Source organism: Streptomyces sp. NBC_01304, assembly GCF_035975855.1.
Lineage (GTDB): Bacteria > Actinomycetota > Actinomycetes > Streptomycetales > Streptomycetaceae > Streptomyces.
In genome coordinates this window covers 5,408,431-5,425,391 of sequence record NZ_CP109055.1, presented here as the reverse complement: position 1 = coordinate 5,425,391, position 16,961 = coordinate 5,408,431, and the positions used below count along the sequence as shown (strand labels likewise).

At 71.4% G+C, this 16,961-nt stretch carries 15 protein-coding genes; 7 read left to right on the top strand and 8 right to left on the bottom strand.

The window, feature by feature from the left end:
• Positions 1 to 2: 2 nt before the first annotated feature.
• From OG430_RS24015 to OG430_RS23995, 5 genes are read right to left on the bottom strand one after another with little or no spacing between them, the layout of a single operon-like run.
• Positions 3 to 1,430 carry an oligosaccharide flippase family protein gene (locus OG430_RS24015; RefSeq protein WP_327354644.1) on the bottom strand — a complete coding sequence of 476 codons (1,428 nt, stop codon included), beginning with the start codon at positions 1,428 to 1,430 and terminating at the stop codon, positions 3 to 5.
• Positions 1,431 to 1,455: 25 nt separating this feature from the next.
• Positions 1,456 to 2,523 (bottom strand): glycosyltransferase, encoded by a 1,068-nt coding sequence (locus OG430_RS24010; protein WP_327354643.1) that lies wholly within the window; start codon positions 2,521 to 2,523, stop codon positions 1,456 to 1,458.
• A complete protein-coding gene (gene gmd, locus OG430_RS24005; RefSeq protein ID WP_327354642.1) occupies positions 2,520 to 3,548 on the bottom strand; it encodes a GDP-mannose 4,6-dehydratase in 1,029 nt (342 codons plus the stop codon). The genes OG430_RS24010 and gmd overlap by 4 nt, the downstream gene beginning before the upstream one ends.
• A complete protein-coding gene (locus OG430_RS24000) occupies positions 3,527 to 4,840 on the bottom strand; it encodes an O-antigen ligase family protein (RefSeq protein WP_327354641.1) in 1,314 nt (437 codons plus the stop codon). The genes gmd and OG430_RS24000 overlap by 22 nt, the downstream gene beginning before the upstream one ends.
• The gene (locus tag OG430_RS23995; RefSeq protein ID WP_442816542.1) at positions 4,831 to 5,652 is read right to left on the bottom strand and encodes a glycosyltransferase family 2 protein; all 822 of its coding nucleotides are present in this window, start codon (positions 5,650 to 5,652) and stop codon (positions 4,831 to 4,833) included. The genes OG430_RS24000 and OG430_RS23995 overlap by 10 nt, the downstream gene beginning before the upstream one ends.
• Before the next feature lie 126 nt (positions 5,653 to 5,778).
• Between OG430_RS23995 and OG430_RS23990 the strand changes: the two genes are divergently transcribed.
• The 3 genes from OG430_RS23990 to OG430_RS23980 all read left to right on the top strand — a co-directional run bounded on the left by OG430_RS23990 (position 5,779) and on the right by OG430_RS23980 (position 8,864).
• On the top strand, positions 5,779 to 6,750 hold the full coding sequence (locus tag OG430_RS23990; protein ID WP_327354640.1) for a GDP-L-fucose synthase family protein: 972 nt from the start codon (positions 5,779 to 5,781) through the stop codon (positions 6,748 to 6,750).
• A 52-nt stretch (positions 6,751 to 6,802) separates the two neighbouring features.
• The gene (locus OG430_RS23985) at positions 6,803 to 8,263 is read left to right on the top strand and encodes a polysaccharide biosynthesis tyrosine autokinase (RefSeq protein ID WP_327354639.1); all 1,461 of its coding nucleotides are present in this window, start codon (positions 6,803 to 6,805) and stop codon (positions 8,261 to 8,263) included.
• 91 nt (positions 8,264 to 8,354) lie between these two features.
• Positions 8,355 to 8,864: an arsenate reductase/protein-tyrosine-phosphatase family protein gene (locus OG430_RS23980; protein WP_327354638.1), complete on the top strand. Its 510-nt coding sequence runs from the start codon at positions 8,355 to 8,357 to the stop codon at positions 8,862 to 8,864.
• A 141-nt stretch (positions 8,865 to 9,005) separates the two neighbouring features.
• Here OG430_RS23980 and OG430_RS23975 read toward each other — a convergent pair whose 3' ends face one another.
• Both OG430_RS23975 and OG430_RS23970 read right to left on the bottom strand, forming a co-directional pair.
• Entirely contained in the window at positions 9,006 to 9,917 is a 912-nt protein-coding gene (locus tag OG430_RS23975; protein ID WP_327354637.1) for a polysaccharide deacetylase family protein, read from the bottom strand.
• Positions 9,914 to 10,756, bottom strand: coding sequence for a class I SAM-dependent methyltransferase (locus OG430_RS23970; RefSeq protein WP_327354636.1), 843 nt, complete (start codon positions 10,754 to 10,756; stop codon positions 9,914 to 9,916). Before OG430_RS23970 ends, OG430_RS23975 begins: the two co-directional genes overlap by 4 nt.
• Positions 10,757 to 11,230: 474 nt before the next feature.
• On the opposite strand from OG430_RS23970, the gene dnaK reads away from it, so the two are divergent.
• Genes dnaK through OG430_RS23950 form a run of 4 tightly spaced genes read left to right on the top strand, consistent with a single transcriptional unit; the run spans position 11,231 to position 15,466 of the window.
• Complete coding sequence (dnaK, locus tag OG430_RS23965; RefSeq protein WP_327354635.1) at positions 11,231 to 13,105, top strand: molecular chaperone DnaK; 1,875 nt, start codon at positions 11,231 to 11,233, stop codon at positions 13,103 to 13,105.
• The gene (gene grpE / locus OG430_RS23960) at positions 13,102 to 13,779 is read left to right on the top strand and encodes a nucleotide exchange factor GrpE (protein WP_327354634.1); all 678 of its coding nucleotides are present in this window, start codon (positions 13,102 to 13,104) and stop codon (positions 13,777 to 13,779) included. Before dnaK ends, grpE begins: the two co-directional genes overlap by 4 nt.
• Positions 13,780 to 13,812: 33 nt before the next feature.
• Complete coding sequence (gene dnaJ, locus OG430_RS23955; RefSeq protein WP_327354633.1) at positions 13,813 to 15,018, top strand: molecular chaperone DnaJ; 1,206 nt, start codon at positions 13,813 to 13,815, stop codon at positions 15,016 to 15,018.
• Between the two features lies 1 nt (position 15,019).
• Complete coding sequence (locus OG430_RS23950) at positions 15,020 to 15,466, top strand: heat shock protein transcriptional repressor HspR (RefSeq protein ID WP_327354632.1); 447 nt, start codon at positions 15,020 to 15,022, stop codon at positions 15,464 to 15,466.
• Between the two features lie 84 nt (positions 15,467 to 15,550).
• Here the strand turns inward: OG430_RS23950 and OG430_RS23945 are convergent, their stop codons facing one another.
• Positions 15,551 to 16,921 carry a fibronectin type III domain-containing protein gene (locus tag OG430_RS23945; RefSeq protein ID WP_327354631.1) on the bottom strand — a complete coding sequence of 457 codons (1,371 nt, stop codon included), beginning with the start codon at positions 16,919 to 16,921 and terminating at the stop codon, positions 15,551 to 15,553.
• Between the last annotated feature and the right edge of the window lie 40 nt (positions 16,922 to 16,961).

Here is a 16,961-nt window from a genome sequence, read left to right as displayed (position 1 = left end):
TCCTAGCGGGAAGGGGTGAGACCGCGGCGCCTGGCCACGGCGTAGAGCGGAAGCCGGGTGCGCAGCAGGAAGGCGCAGCCGGCCAGCGGGAGGGCCGTGACCAGGCCGGTGAGCAGCCCGGTGAGGGGGAGGTGGCCGGCCGATGCCCAGCGGCAGCCGACGAGGAGCGAGCCGCCGGCCAGGGCGTGCACGGCGTGCGCGTGCAGGACGTCCCGGACCGGGACGGTGTCGTGCCGCCGCCAGCGCAGCAGTTGGGCGGCGTGGGCGCACAGCGGCGCGGTGACCGCGGCGGCGGCGGCCAGGAGCAGGCTGCCCTGCAGGGCGGCGACGCCCAGGGTGACGGCGGCCGCGGCGGTCGCGCACAGCTGGGAGCGCAGCAGCGCCCGCCGGTCGTCGCGCGCCTGGTCGACGCTGTCGCCGACCGCCGCGAGCAGCGAGCAGGCGGCGCCGACGGCGAGGACCGGGACGAGCAGCGCGGCCTCGGTCCAGCCGGGGCCGAGCAGCAGGTTGAGGGCCGCCGGGCCGAGGCCCGCCGCCGCGCCGAAGCCGACCAGGCCGACGGCGGAGGCCGCGCACACCACGTCGTACACAGCCTGTGGAGAAGATCCGCGGTTCTCGGCGAGCATCGGGGTGGTGGTGCGGTTGATGCCCGTGGCGAGGAAGGTCAGGGGCAGCCCGGTGAACATGGAGGCCCGCGAGTAGTGGCCCGCGGCGGTGGGGCCGAGGCGGGCGCCGGTGACCCAGAGCGGGGCCGATGAGCTCATGTACTGGAAGAGGCTGTGGCCGCTGAAGAAGCCGGAGGAGCCGAGGAGTTCACGGACCGTGGGCCGTGGTCCGTCCGGCAGCCGCTGCCGGTGCAGCAGCCAGAGCGAGCCCGCAAGGACGGTCCCGGAGGCGAGGGGTGAGGCCACCGCGAGGCCGTAGGGACCGGATCCGGAGATCAGGAGCGTCGCCGAGACCGCGATTCCGGTGAACTGGCCGGTGATTTCGAGCAGGACCACGGCGACGACCAGGCCGCAGCGGCGCAGCGCGGCGGTCGCGGCTGCGGCGAGCGGTGCGCAGAGGAACTGCAGGGCGAGCAGCCGGAGCAGGGGTTCGGCCTCCGGCATGGCGTCGACCAGGCCGAGCGCGGATGCGGCGCCCTGTCCCGCGAGGAAGCACAGGACGCCGCTGACCAGGCCGATGCGCAGGGCGAGCGAGGTGAGCGGGCGGGTGAGCCGCTCGGCGGCGAGGAGCGTGGTGCCGATGCCGCTGTTGGACAGATAGCTGAGCACGCCGGCGACGGTGAGGGCCGTGGCGTACGCGCCGAAGGCGGCCGGGGTGACGAGGCGGCTGGTCAGGGCGGTGTAGCCGAGCTGGAGGACCACGGCGGCCACGGATCCGCCGTAGTTCCAGGCGACGCTGCGTACGGCGGAGCGGGCACGGGTCATGACCGAAGGTCTCTTGTACGTCGCCTCATACGCCGACCGGATCCCGGTCGAAGGCCCGCCACGGGTCGGCGGGCGGGGCGGGCAGGGGCACCAGGAAGCCGAGCATGTGGAGCAGGGCCTCGTGGTCGGTGAGGCGCTCGCGCACCCAGGCCCGGCCGCGCAAGGCGGCGGCGTGCAGCGCCTCCGGATCGGCGGTGAGCAGGTCCCGCACGGCGTGCACGGCCTCGGTGGGGGTGGCCGCGAGATGCAGACCGTGGTCGGGGCCGGGCAGCCAATCGAGGTCCGGCTGGCGGGAGTTGACCAGTGGGCGCCCTGCATGGAACGAGATGGGCATGCGGTCCGAGTAGAAGCCGGCGTAGTGGTGGAAGTGGTCCCAGCCGACGGCGATCCGGCCGTGGCGCAGGAACTCGGGCTGCCGCTCGTACGGCACCGGGCCGAGCGCGCCGCGGCCGCGCCAGCCGGTGCCGTGCACGGCGAGCCGGCAGCCCGGCAGGGAGCGCAGGCCGCGCACCACGCGGGCCCGGTCGAGGTTGCCGTCGACGCGCTCCAGGAAGCCGAGGCGCACATAGCGGTTGCCCATCAGCACGGCGTCGGCGCGCGCCGCGGCGGGCGGTGGTACCGGGGTGTCGTCGCACGGCAGGGGCAGCACGTTGGGCACGTACCGCACGGGCGCGTCCGTGTGCTGTCCGAGCAGCGCCCGCTGCGGGCCGAGGGCGACGCTGAACACCGTCGTGGCCTCGCCGAGCCAGGCCGCGGTGGGGGCCGGCAGCCGCTTGCGGCCGCCCCACGCGTCGCCCTCCCAGCACACCACGGGCGGATTGCCGAGCGAGGCCAGCAACTCCCGTACCAGCGCGGGCGTCCAGGGGAAGGCGCCGGGCGACTGCACGAACACCGCATCGGGCCGCAGGCCCCGCAGTGCGGCCCGGGTGCCTTCGAGGGCCGCCGGGAATCCGGCCGGGAGGAGGGAGACCGGCGAGAGCGCGGTGTGGCTGATCAGGCCTTCGGCGGCGAGCGTGCCGAAGGCCCGGACGAACCGTGAACTGTCGCTCAGGACCGGCTCGTTGGCGATCTGCAGGACCAGGGGCGCGGTCATCGCGGCAGCAGTGCCTGGGCGTCGCCGCGGGCGGGCGCGGGCACCGGGGCGGGTGCGTCGAGCTCGGCGGCGGTCATGATGCGGGCCAGCTCCGGCGTGCGCACGGTCGGCCGCCAGTCCAGCTCGCGGTCGGCCTTGGACGCGTCGCCGATCAGGTCGGGCACCTCGGACGGCCTCAAGTACCGCTCGTCGAAGCGGACATGGCGCTCCCAGTCGAGACCGACGTGCTCGAAGCAGAAGGTGAGGAAGTCGCGGACGCTGTAGCTGGTGCCGGTGGCCACCACGTAGTCGTCGGGGGTGTCGGTCTGCAGCATGCGCCACATCGCGTCCACGTACTCCGGCGCATAGCCCCAGTCGCGGCGCGCCTCCAGGTTGCCCAGGTGCAGGAACTCCTGCTCGCCGCGCGCGATCCGGGCCGCCGCGCGGGCGATCTTGCGGGTCACGAAGGTCTCGCCGCGGCGCGGGGACTCGTGGTTGAAGAGGATGCCGTTGACGGCGTGGATGCCGTACGCCTCACGGTAGTTGCGGGTGATCCAGTACGCGTAGACCTTGGCGGCGGCGTACGGGGAGCGCGGGTGGAACGGCGTCGACTCGGCCTGCGGGGGCGGGGTCGCGCCGAACATCTCGGAGCTGGACGCCTGGTAGAAGCGGCAGGGCAGGCCCGTCATCCGGATCGCCTCGAGGAGGCGGGTGGTGCCGAGGCCCGTCGTCGTACCCGTGAACTCGGGTTCGTCGAAGGAGACCCGGACATGGGACTGGGCGGCCAGGTGGTAGACCTCGTCGGGCTGGATCTGCTCCAGGAGCGTGGTGATGCGGGAGCCGTCGGCGAGGTCTCCGTAGTGGAGCTTGAGGCGGGCGTCCGGCTCGTGCGGGTCCTGGTAGAGGTGGTCGATGCGGGCCGTGGAGAAGGTGGAGGAGCGGCGCATCAGGCCGTGCACCGTGTAGCCCTTCTCCAGGAGGAGTTCGGCGAGATACGAGCCGTCCTGGCCGGTGATGCCGGTGATCAGCGCGGTACGGCGGGGCATGGCGTCTCCAGAATGGGGCGGGCGGGCAGGGGCAGGGACACGACGGGGGGATCGGGGCGGCGACCGGCGAAGACGGCCAACAGGCCGAGGAGCAGGGCCTGTTCGGGCCGGAGCGGATAGGTGATCGAGAAGGTGACCAGGCCGAGCACGAGGGCCCTCAGGAGCGTGCCGTCGGGGACGCGCGAGGCCCGGCGCCACACGCACCCGTAGAGGGCCACGAGGGCCGCCACGCCGAGCAGGCCCTGGTGCACCAGGACGTCCAGGAAGTGGTTGTGCATGGACACCTCGGTGAGGCCGCCGGGTACGAGACGCCGGGTGTCCCCGCCGAGGGGCACCCCGAGCATCCAGTCCCCGGGGCTGTGCAGCACGGGAAGCGCCGACAGCCAGTTGTCCACGCGCCAGGTGAAGGTCGTGGTGTCCTGGCTCGATGTGAGCAGGCTGTCCGCCACCGTGCTGGACTGGTTGAGCAGTCCTGCGAGCACCAGGAACGAGACGACGCCGGCGGCCTGGGCGAGGGTCGCGAGCCGGGAAGCGCCGGCGCGCCCGCGCCGGACGAGGAGGCAGGCGCACATCGCCGCGCAGGCGATCCAGCCCGAGCGGCTCTGCATCAGGATGACGATCACCACCATGGAGACCGCGAGCACCCGGGCGCGCATCGAGGCGCCGTACCGGTAGAGGAGCAGCACCGCGGCCTGGCCGATGACCAGTGACTCCATGGCGCTCAGCGGCCGGGCCTCGGTGAGCACTCCGTCGACGGCCACGTTCTGTCCGGCGCCGCCGATCCCCGTGTCCAGCCACCACAGCAGGACGGCCCCGCACAGCACGATGGCGTAGCAGGCCCAGAGGCGTACGAAGAAGGTGAGGGTCGCCCGGGTCGCGGGCAAGGTGGCCGCGAACAGTGCCACCGCGCAGAGCTGGAAGACCGGGCGGGCGTCGAGCCCGGTGCGCTGCAGCCCGACGACGGCGATCCCGCGGGCGGCCGAGACAACCAGCGTGCCGCCGAGGACGCACAGCGCCACGAGCGCGACCGGCGCGGGCAGCCGTAGCCGCCCCCCGCTGAGGAGTCGCGGGGCGGCGGCGCACAACAGGACCAGGGCGACCGCGTCCGCGGCCATCAGGTCGACACCGGTGGCGGACAGGCCCGCCGTGTCGGTGCTCAGGGACTCCCACAGGCGGGCCCCCGCGAACAGCACGATGCCCCACAACGGCCGCCTGCAGCAGCCCCACACCAGGAAGCCGAACGCGAGCAGGACCGTCGAGGCGAGGAGGAGGGCGGAGGGGGTCAGTTCCATCTGCCGACCCCCGCCCGCACCACGGTCCGCACATAGGGCGACACCATGTGCACCGGCGCCCACGGCCAGCCGTGCCGCAGGCAGTACGCCCACCAGGCCCGCGTGGGCAGTTCGCGCACCGAGGTGACCCGGCGCAGGGCCTCGCGCACGCCGATGCCGGGCTCGTGCGAACCGGTCAGGGGCGGATTGGTGTCGCAGGCCCCGACATGACGGGGCGCCACATAGGCGGGCACGCCCGCCTTGCGGGCCCGGAAGCCGTGGTCGTAGTCGCCCATGCCGTGCCGGAAGCGCCGGTCGATGTCGCCGACGCGCTCGCGCACCGCGCGGGGGATGAGGACGACGTTGCCGTTGTACGTGTCGCAGGGTTCGGGCCGGCCGGTGGGCTCGACCAGGTGCAGGGCGCGGCCGCGGCGGCCCGAGTAGGTGGTGTGTCCGTGGTCGCCCCGCGCGTGCACGGCGCCGACCACCACGGCGTCCTCGCCGACCTGTTCGGCGGTGACCAGGAGGTGGGCGAGCGCGTCGGTGGCGAGCTCCACGTCGTCGTTGAGCCACAGCTGGTGGGTGAAGTGCGGGCTGCCCGCGCCCCGGCTGTTGCGGCTGGCGATGCGCATGCCCTGGCCCCAGAAGACATCGGATCCGACGCTCATCAGGTGGACGCCCGGGTGGAGACGGCGTACCGCGTCCGGGGTGCCGTCGCTGCTGCCCGCGTCGACCAGGTAGATGTCCACGGCCGTCCCTTCGGGCAGCCCGGACTGCCGGTCGAGGGCTTCGATCGCCGACAGGGTTGTCTCGCACCGGTTGTGACTGGTCATCAGAACGGCAAGGCGCGATGGCTGCTGCGGTTGCACCACATGAGCTCCTCGGGTAGGGCGCTACCGGAAGAGTGCCGCATAAGTGGCTAATCTCATGGTTCGGACATACCGGGACGATCCGATGGGATGCACAGCGTGGAACTCCGGACCCTGAGCCCTGCCGAGCTGAGCCGCACCGCACGCGTGCACATCGCCGGACACCGCGGCCTCGTCGGCTCCGCGCTGGTGCGCCACTTCACCGAGCAGGGCTTCGGCGACCTGCTGCTGCGCTCCTCGGACGTCACCGATCTGCGGGAGAGGGACGCGGTACGCAGGCTGTACGCCGCCGAGCGCCCCCGGGTCGTCGTCCTCGCGGCGGCCCGGGTCGGCGGCATCGCCGCGAACGCCGCGCGCCCCGTCGACTTCCTCTCCGACAACCTCCGCATCCAGCTCAACGTCCTGGACGCGGCCCACGAGTTCGGCGTAGAGCGCCTGCTCTTCCTCGGCTCCAGCTGCATCTATCCCAAGCACGCCCCGCAGCCCATCCCCGAGTCGGCGCTGCTCACGGGTCCGCTGGAGCCCACCAACGACGCGTACGCCATCGCCAAGATCTCCGGGATCCTGCACATCCAGGCGCTGCGCAGGCAGTACGGACTGCCCTACATCTCCGCGATGCCGACCAACCTCTACGGCCCCGGCGACAACCTCGACCCGCGCACCTCGCACGTCGTCCCCGCGATGCTGCAGCGCACCCACGAGGCCCACAGCCGGCGCGCCTCCCGCATCACCCACTGGGGCAGCGGCACGCCACGCCGCGAATTCCTGCACGTCGACGACCTGGCCCGGGCCTGCCTGTTCCTCCTGGAGAACTACGACGGCGACGCCCCCGTCAACGTAGGCACCGGCTCGGACCTGGAGCTGCGCGAGCTCGCCGCGCTCATCGCCCGCACCGTCGGCTACCAGGGGAGCGTCGAGTGGGACGCCTCCCGTCCCGACGGCACCCCGCAGAAGCTCCTCGACACCGGCCTGATCAACGGCCTCGGCTGGAAGCCGGAGATCGCGCTGCCCGACGGCCTCGCGGAGACCTACGCCTGGCTGCGCAGCCAGTCCCGCCCCTGATCCACCGTCCCCACCTGTCGCATACGTCGCACATCTCGCAAGGAGCACGCACGTGGATCTCCACGGATTCCTGAAGGTGATCGCCAGACGCTGGCCGGTCGCGCTCGTCTGTCTGCTGCTCGGTGCCGCGGCAGGCTGGACGGCAACCGCACTGTCCACACCCGAGTACGAGGCCCGTGCCCAGCTCTTCGTCGCGGCCCGTTCGGGCGGCGACACCGTCCAGCTGAACCAGGGCCAGAGCTTCTTGCAGTCACGCGTCCAGTCGTACGTGGCGATCGTCGCCACCCGTCAGGTCACGGACCACGTCGCCCGCGAGCTGAAGCCGGGCCTGACCTCCGGCGAACTGGCCGGGCGCATCAAGGCCGAGGCCCCGCTGAACACCGTGCTCATCAACATCGTCGTGACCGACACCAAGCCCGGCCGGGCCGCCCGCGTGGCCAACGCCGTGGCGCTGCGCTTCTCGGACGTCGTCGAGCAGTTGGAGACCCCGCAGGGCTCGTCCCTCGCGCCGGTCTCGCTCGGCATCACCCAGCAGGCGGCCGTGCCCGGTGCGCCCGTCTCGCCCAAGCCGCTGCTCAACATGGCGGCGGGCATCCTCGGCGGGCTGCTCCTGGGCGCCGGCCTCGTCGTCCTCCTGGAGACCCTCGACACGACGCTCAAGAGCGCCGAGGCCCTCAGCGAGCTGACCGCGCTGCCCGTCCTGTGCTCCATCCCCTACGACAAGGCGGCCCCCGACCACCCGCTGACCACGGGCGACAGCGGACACTCGGCGCGCGCCGAGGCCTTCCGCCGACTGCGCACCAACCTTCAGTTCGCGCAGGTCGACGACCGCCCCAGGGTGATGGTCGTGACCAGCTCACTGCCCGGCGAGGGCAAGACCAACACCGCGGCCAACCTGGCGGTTTCGCTCGCCGAGGCCGGCGTCACCACCTGCCTCGTCGACGCGGACCTGCGCCGCCCGTGCGTCGCCCGCACCTTCGGGCTCGTCCAGGACGCGGGCCTGACCACCGTCCTGATCGGCCGGGCCTCGATCGCCGAGGTGATGCAGCAGGGCCCCAGCGGCCTCGCGGTCCTCACCAGCGGCGCGATCCCGCCCAACCCGACCGAGCTGCTCGCCTCCGACCGCATGGGCGACTTCCTGCGCGAACTCGCCTCCGCCTACGAGGCCGTGATCGTCGACACCGCGCCGCTCCTGCCGGTCGCGGACACGGTCGGCCTCGCCCCGCTCGCCCAGGGCGCGCTGCTCGTGGTACGCGCGTCGAGCACGTCGCGGGAGCAGGTGCGGACCGCTGCGAGCGCGCTGAGCACGGTGGGCGTACGCACCCTCGGCACGGTCTTCAGCATGGCGCCCGCGCCCAAGTCCAAGGGGTACGGGGCCTACGGCGGATACGGCGACCCGCGCCCCGAGGACGCCTCGGACGACACGTCCTCGCGCCGGATGCCGCCGCCGCGGCCGTCCCGGAGCCGGCCGCGTGACGGAGTCGCGCTGTCGTATCTGGCGGGGGAGAAGTGAGCGCGTCCGATGCGGTGTGGGCACGATGAGTTCCCCTTCCGATTTCCCTTCCGATTCCCGTTCTGATTCCCGTTCTGATTCCGGGTTCTCGGTGCTGTTCGTCTGCACGGGCAACGTCCACCGCTCCGTGCTCGCCGAGCGCCTGCTGGCCCTGCACGCCCCGTCGCTGACCGTGTCCAGCGCGGGCACCGAGGCGGGGTCCGTGCCCGGCATGGACACGGCCACCCGCTCGGTCCTCGCCGAACTGGGCGGCCAGGGCCGGGACTTCACCTCCCGGCGGCTGACGGCCGAGCTGGTGTCGCGGGCCGACCTGGTGCTCGGGCTCGCGCGGGAGCACCGGGAGGCGGCGGTGCGGCTGTGGCCCGCGGGGTTGCGGCGCAGCTTCACGCTCCGCGAGTTCGTACGGCTCTCCGGGGACCTCACGCCCGGGGGCGTGGCACGTGCTGCCTCGGCCCGGGGCACCCTTCCGGTGCCGCCCGCTGCCGCGGATGACGTCGCGGATCCGTGGGGGGCGGGGTATGACGCGTTGCGGGCTTGCGGGGCTTCGATCGACGGGGTGTTGAGGCAACTGATTCTTTCCCCTACCCGCCCCTTCCCGTAAGGCTGCCGCCGGCTTCAAAGATTGTCCTCAAACGCCGGACGGGCTGAATATTCAGCCCGTCCGGCGTTTGAGGACACCGCCCGAAGGGCGGAAGGCGTCGCAGACTTTCGGGAAGGGGTGGGGTGGGGACGAAAGAATGCCTCAACGCCCCACGGCCCGCACCCGACGCAGCGCCGAAACCGCTCCCCGCCCCGTACGGAACACCGCAGGCTGCAACCCCGAAAGCACAGTCTCGAACCGCGCCGGAGTCGTAAGCGTCGACACCCGGAGCCGACTCAGCCGCAGCGCATGCTGCAACCCGGGCGCGGTAAGCCGGTGATCGCACAGAAACCCCGTCCGGTACCCGAGCGAGGCAAGCCGCCGATCCGCGCGCGGATCGAAGTTCCCGTTCGGATAGGCGAACGAGGTCGGCGCCACCCCGAGGAACCCCGTCAGCAACCGGTGCGCGTCCTCGATCTCCCGCTCCACGGCCGCCCCCTCGCACCGGTCGAGGCACGGATGAGTCAACGTATGACTCCCGACGGCCACCCCACCGTCCACCAGCTCCCGCAACTCCTCGGCCGACAGCTGCTGCCGCCGGGGCCGGACCGGCAACTCGGCCAGCATGCGCCGCCGTTCCGCGTCCGGCACCTGCTTCACCGCATGCCCCAGCTCGTCGCTCAGCCCCTCCCACCAGAACGGCTCGTCCGTCCCGATCAGCCCCGCGACGACATACGCGACGGCAGGCACCCCGTACGCCCGCAGCAGCGGAAGCCCGTCCACGTACAGCGACCGGTCCCCGTCGTCGAAGGTGAGCAGCACACTGCGCGGCGGCAGCGGGCGCCCCTCGTGCACGGCCGCCTCGACCTGCCGCAGGGACACCGGCGAGGCGATCCGGGTGAGCCGTTCCAGCTGGGCCTCGAAGGCGCTCGCGTCCTCGATGCCGTGGTAGCAGAGCACCGCGAGCCGGGTGGCCGCGCGGGACCGGAACCAGGCCTGGGCGGGGGAGTGCTGCAGCGCCCGGTCGAGGCCCTGCCACTGCTCGTAGCGCTGGTACCAGGTGGCGAGGCTCATCGGGTGATCCCCTGCCCGGGGAAGGACGCGCCGTAGCCCTCGCCGGGGTGCCAGTGCCCGGCCGGGTCCTCGCGGAAGTGCAGGTAGGACCGCCCGTGCCGCTCCGACCACTCGCCGAGCGAGGTCAGCCAGTGGCTCGCGGTGGACATGACCACGGCCTGCTCGTTCAACGCCGGTACGACGGCGTCGAGTTCGGCGGTCTCATGCGCATGCCCCACATACGTGTCGAGCATCAGCAGGCCTACGCTGCCGGGTGCGAGCCGGCCCAGCTCCGTCACGGAATCCCCGACGACGCGATCGGTGACGTCCGCGTACGGACCTCGTACCAGCTCCCCGTACTGCGGATCGATGTCCACGGTGGTCAGCCGCCCGCTGCCGTTGCGCAGGAGCGCGGCGGCGAGCAGGCAGCTGGTGATCCCGCGATGCACCCCGGCCTCCACGACCCGCTCGGGCCGCAGGGCCCGCACCACGGCGTACGCGGCGGCCCGGCGCGCATAGCGGACCAGGTGGTCGCAGGTACGGCGACGGGGGCTCGCGGCGAGGGTGCGCCGCAGGTGTTCCCTGAGGTCGTGGTCGGCCTCGACCTCGTCGAGGTAACCGCGGAGCTCGCTCACCGGGTGGCCGGTGACGGTGGCGGCGAACCAGGCGAGCTGCTCCCGGTTCACGTCCTTCAGGTCGTACGTGAAGCAGGCGTTCTCGCGTGAACGCACCAGCCAACTGCCGGACTGCTTCAGCACCTTCGCGTTGTGCCGGGCGACGGTGGCGAGCCGCACGGGGAAGTTGGCCACGGGGGCGAGGGGGCTGGCCGCGATGCGCCGGGTCAGGGGGGTGGGTTGCATGCCTGGCAGGCTAGGAGACGGGGTGCGAATTGCGAGCAAACCGGGCATTCTGGGCATGGCTGTGTCGAGATTTCCTCCCCCGCCCCGCCCCTTCCCGAAAGTCCTCAAACGCCGGACGGGCTGATAAATCAGCCCGTCCGGCGTTTGAGGATAGAGGCCGCAGGCCGATCCGGGGTCCGGGGCGGAGCCCCCGAAGCCGTCCGCGGGGACTTCGCGTCCCCACCCACCCCGCGTCCCCACCCACCCCCAGCCGTCCGCAGGACTTTCGGGAAGGGGCGGGGTGGGGGAAATCAAAAGCCGCTGTGACGCATGGGACGCAAGGGGCCCACGGGGAAACCCCGAGCCCCACCACCCCCACCCCTGCCCGTAAGGCCAGAATAAAAGTTGAGTCGGGTCGACTCAGCTCTGTTGACCCGCGGCGAGCGGCATGGCACTCTTGAGCCAGTTCCACTCAAGTTCTCTGGAGGATCCAAAATGGCACGTGCGGTCGGCATCGACCTGGGCACGACTAACTCCGTCGTCAGCGTTCTCGAAGGCGGCGAGCCCACCGTCATCACCAACGCCGAAGGCGCCAGGACCACGCCGTCCGTCGTCGCCTTCGCCAAGAACGGCGAGGTGCTCGTCGGCGAGGTCGCCAAGCGCCAGGCAGTCACCAACGTCGACAGGACCATCCGCTCGGTCAAGCGCCACATGGGCACTGACTGGAAGGTGGCCATCGACGGCAAGGACTTCAACCCGCAGCAGATGAGCGCCTTCATCCTGCAGAAGCTGAAGCGTGACGCCGAGGCCTACCTGGGTGAGAAGGTCGTGGACGCGGTCATCACCGTGCCCGCCTACTTCAACGACTCCGAGCGCCAGGCGACGAAGGAGGCCGGCGAGATCGCGGGCCTGAACGTCCTGCGCATCGTCAACGAGCCCACCGCGGCCGCTCTCGCCTACGGGCTCGAGAAGGACGACCAGACGATCCTCGTCTTCGACCTCGGCGGCGGCACCTTCGACGTGTCCCTGCTGGAGATCGGCGACGGCGTCGTCGAGGTGAAGGCCACCAACGGCGACAACCACCTCGGTGGTGACGACTGGGACCAGCGCGTCGTCGACTACCTGGTCAAGCAGTTCAACAACGGCCACGGCGTGGACCTGTCCAAGGACAAGATGGCGCTCCAGCGCCTCCGTGAGGCCGCCGAGAAGGCCAAGATCGAGCTGTCCTCGTCCACCGAGACCTCGATCAACCTGCCCTACATCACGGCGTCCGCCGAGGGCCCGCTGCACCTGGACGAGAAGCTCACGCGCGCCCAGTTCCAGCAGCTGACGTCCGACCTTCTGGAGCGCTGCAAGACGCCGTTCCACAACGTCATCAAGGACGCGGGCATCGCGCTCTCCGAGATCGACCACGTCGTTCTCGTCGGTGGCTCGACCCGTATGCCGGCCGTCGCCGAGCTCGTCAAGGAGCTGACCGGTGGCCAGGACGCCAACAAGGGCGTGAACCCGGACGAGGTCGTCGCCATCGGCGCCGCCCTGCAGGCCGGTGTCCTCAAGGGCGAGGTCAAGGACGTCCTGCTCCTCGACGTCACCCCGCTGTCCCTCGGCATTGAGACCAAGGGCGGCATCATGACCAAGCTCATCGAGCGGAACACGACGATCCCGACCAAGCGGTCCGAGATCTTCACCACCGCCGAGGACAACCAGCCGTCCGTCCAGATCCAGGTCTACCAGGGCGAGCGCGAGATCGCGGCGTACAACAAGAAGCTCGGAATGTTCGAGCTCACCGGTCTGCCGCCGGCCCCGCGCGGTGTCCCGCAGATCGAGGTCGCCTTCGACATCGACGCCAACGGCATCATGCACGTGACGGCCAAGGACCTCGGCACCGGCAAGGAGCAGAAGATGACCGTCACCGGCGGCTCCTCGCTGCCGAAGGACGAGGTCGACCGCATGCGCCAGGAGGCCGAGCAGTACGCGGACGAGGACCAGCGCCGCAAGGAGGCGGCCGAGTCCCGCAACCAGGGCGAGCAGCTCGTCTACCAGACGGAGAAGTTCCTCACGGACAACGAGGACAAGGTCCCCGGCGACGTGAAGACCGAGGTCGAGGAAGCCATCGTCGAGCTGAAGGAAAAGCTCAAGGGCGAGGACTCCGCGGAGATCCGTACGGCCACCGAGAAGGTCCAGGCCGTCGCGCAGAAGCTCGGCCAGGCCATGTACGCCGACGCCCAGGCCGCGCAGGCCGCGGGCGGCGACGCCCCGCCGGCCGGTGACGCGGGCGCCGAGGCCAAGGCTGACGACGACGTGGTGGACGCCGAGATCGTCGACGACGAGAAGCCGAACTTCGACAAGGACAAGGGCGGCGCCGCATGACGGAGGAGACCCCGGGCTTCGAAGAGCAGCCCGACGTCCCCTCCGGCGACACCCCCGAGGCCGCTGAGCCGAAGGCCGCTTCCCCCTCCGACGAGGAGGGGGCGGCGGCCCCGGCCGGGGACGCAACAGCACAGGCAGCAGGTCTGACGGCCCAGCTGGACCAGGTCCGCACCGCGCTCAACGAGCGCACGGGCGACCTCCAGCGGCTGCAGGCCGAGTACCAGAACTACCGCCGCCGGGTGGAGCGGGACCGGATCACGGTCAAGGAGATCGCCGTCGCGAACCTCCTGACCGAACTCCTCCCGACCCTCGACGACATCGGCCGCGCGCGGGAACATGGCGAGCTGGTCGGCGGGTTCAAGTCGGTGGCGGAGTCGCTCGAGACGGTCGCCGCCAAGATGGGCCTGCAGCAGTTCGGCAAGGAGGGCGAGCCCTTCGACCCGACGATCCACGAGGCCCTGATGCACTCGTACGCGCCGGACGTCACCGAGACGACCTGCGTGGCGATCCTGCAGCCGGGGTACCGGATCGGCGAGCGCACCATCCGCCCCGCGCGGGTGGCCGTGGCCGAGCCGCAGCCCGGCGCGCAGACCGTCGCGGAGGGCAAGGAAGCCGCCGAGGCCGACGAGGCTTCGACGGATGACAAGGACAACGGTGGCCCCGACCAGGGCTGACGTATCCGGCACTCGGAAGGAGGGACGCCGGGGATGAGCACCAAGGACTTCATCGAGAAGGACTACTACAAGGTCCTCGGCGTCCCGAAGGACGCCACCGAGGCCGAGATCAAGAAGGCGTACAGGAAGCTCGCGCGCGAGTTCCACCCGGACGCCAACAAGGGGAACGCCAAGGCCGAGGAGCGGTTCAAGGAGATCTCCGAGGCGAATGACGTCCTCGGCGACCCGAAGAAGCGCAAGGAGTACGACGAGGCGCGTGCTCTGTTCGGCAACGGCGGCTTCCGGGCCGGTCCCGGCGGCGCCGGCGGCGGCACCTTCAACTTCGACCTGGGCGACCTCTTCGGAGGCGGCACCCAGGGCGGCGGCGCCGGCCAAGGCGGCCAGGGTGGCGCCGGCGGCTTCGGCGGCGGGCTCGGGGACGTCTTCGGCGGTCTGTTCAACCGGGGCGGTGCGGGCGCGGGCACGCGTACGCAGCCGCGTCGGGGCCAGGACATCGAGTCCGAGGTGACGCTCAGCTTCACCGAGGCAGTGGACGGCGCGACGGTTCCTCTGCGCATGTCCTCCCAGCAGCCCTGCAAGGCCTGCTCCGGCACCGGCGACAAGAACGGCACACCGCGCGTGTGCCCGACCTGCGTCGGCACGGGCCAGGTGTCGAGGGGCGGCGGCGGAGGGTTCTCCCTCACCGACCCGTGTGTGGACTGCAAGGGCCGGGGCCTCATCGCCCAGGACCCCTGCGAGGTCTGCAAGGGCTCGGGCCGCGCGAAGTCCTCGCGGACCATGCAGGTACGCATCCCGGCCGGGGTCTCGGACGGGCAGCGCATCCGGCTCCGCGGCAAGGGCGCACCAGGTGAACGGGGCGGTCCGGCAGGCGACTTGTACGTGGTCGTGCACGTCGACACCCACCCGGTCTTCGGCCGCAAGGGCGACAACCTCACGGTCACCGTCCCGGTGTCCTTCACCGAAGCCGCCCTCGGCGGCGAGGTGCGGGTCCCCACCCTGGGCGGCCCGCCGGTCACCCTGAAGCTGCCGCCCGGCACGCCGAACGGCCGCACCATGCGGGCCCGCGGCAAGGGCGCGGTCCGCAAGGACGGCACCCGCGGCGATCTGCTCGTGACGGTGGAGGTGGCGGTTCCGACTTCCCTCTCCGACTCGGCGAAGGAAGCACTGGAGTCCTACCGCAAGGCGACTGAGGACCACGATCCTCGGGAAGAACTGTTCCAGGCCGCGAAGGGAGCTTGAGATGGACGGCCGTCGACGAAATCCGTACCAACTGACCGATGAGACCCCGGTGTACGTGATCTCGATCGCGGCCCAGCTCTCCGGCCTGCACCCGCAGACGCTGCGCCAGTACGACCGCCTCGGCCTGGTCTCCCCGGACCGCACGGCCGGGCGCGGCCGCCGCTACTCGGCCCGCGACATCGAACTGCTCCGCCAGGTGCAGCAGTTGTCGCAGGACGAGGGCATCAACCTCGCCGGCATCAAGCGCATCATCGAGCTGGAGAACCAGGTCGCCGCGCTGCAGTCCCGCGTGGCGGAGCTCTCCTCCGCAGTGGAGGGGGCCGCCGCCGCCATGCAGCAACGTGAGGCCCAGGTCCACGCCTCGTACCGACGTGATCTGGTGCCGTACCAGGAAATGCAGCAGACGAGTGCGTTGGTGGTGTGGCGGCCCAAGCGGTCGTCGGACTAATCGGAGCAGCACACCGAGCGCTCAACTGTCCGAAGGGGCCGGGAGGTTACAGACCTCCCGGCCCCTTCTGCGATCACGTTGCCCTCACGTACCGGTGTAGGCGGGGTTGGACTCCTTGCCCCAGTCGTCGACGGTGACGACGTAGTACCTGGCATGGAACCAGCCCGGATCGTCGTATCCGTCGCTCCAGGCCGAGGTCTCACCGGCCAGGGTCCAGGTGTCGTCGTTCGGGCCGAGGCGGTAGACCCGGATGCTGCTCGCATTCGGATATCCGCCGCCGTCCCACGACAGGTGGTTCACGCCGTCGGTGTACCAGGCCGTGACGCCCGAGGGCGTCGGCGACTGGCCCGGATCCGGACGGGTGGCCGTCACGGTCTCCGAGTACGGAGAGACGCGTCCCTGTGCGTCCACGGCCCGCACCCGGTAGCTGACGGGGACGCCCTGCCGGGCTCCCGCATCGGTATAGGCCGGGCTCTCGGAGATACGGGGGTCGTCCGGGTCCTGCGGCCCGTCGGACACCTTCCAGATCTCGTAGTGGTCGACCGGGCCCGAAGAGGGCTGCCAGCGAAGGGTGTTGCCCCCGGTCGTGCCCGTCGCGGTGAGGCCGGTCGGAGTGCCCGGCCCGCTGTTGAGGCTGACGACCTGCTGCTCGGCGCTGTTCGGGGAGCCGTTGCCCGCCTGGTCGAAGGCACGGATCCGGTAGTGGTACGTCTCGCCGGTGGCCGGCGGGGCGTCCGTGAAGGTGGTGCCGGTGAAGGGGTCCGAGCCGCTGATCGTCGTCCAGTCGGCCGCATCACCGGTCCGGCGGTACACCTGGTAGCCGCCGAGATCCATCTCCTTGTTCGGGTCCCAGGCCAGGTGCGCCTTGCGTGAGTCGTTGTCGTACGTCGCCGTGAATCCGGTCGGTGCCAGTGGCGCGGTCGTGTCATCGGAGCCCGAAGTGCGGGGCACATAGCCGAACTTGACGTTCGCCGCCCCCGTCCAGTTGACGAAGTCGATGCGAAGAGAGTGCTTCCCGGCAGGGATGTCGAGGTCGACGGTCTTCGCCTGTGTCGCCGACACGTTCTTCCAGAGGTCGACCTTGCGGACGCCGTCCAGGTAGACGCGCAGGCCGTCCTGGGCCGCCACGGGGAACGAGAACGGGCCGCCGGAACCGAAGTCCCGGGTCACCGTCCAGCGCACGCCGAAGTAGTTGCTCGGCAGGCCGGCGGCCGGGGCGCCGGTGCCCCAGTCGTGGTCGACGGCCGCGTCACAGTCCGTCTGCTTCGGCGTACCGGAGAAGGTGGTGTTGGCGAAGAACTGCCGCTTGTAGACGGGCGAGGCGCAGTCCACCGCGGCGGCGGAGGTCGGAGCCGCGACGGTGAGGAGGCTGCCTGCGGTGGCTGCCACGACGGCGGTTGCGGCGAGGGCCCGGGCGGCGCTTCTGCCGCGGGCTGCGGGTCTGGCTGAAGTCATGGTCAGCCAGACCCGCGAGGGCCCCGGTTGGTTGTATCGA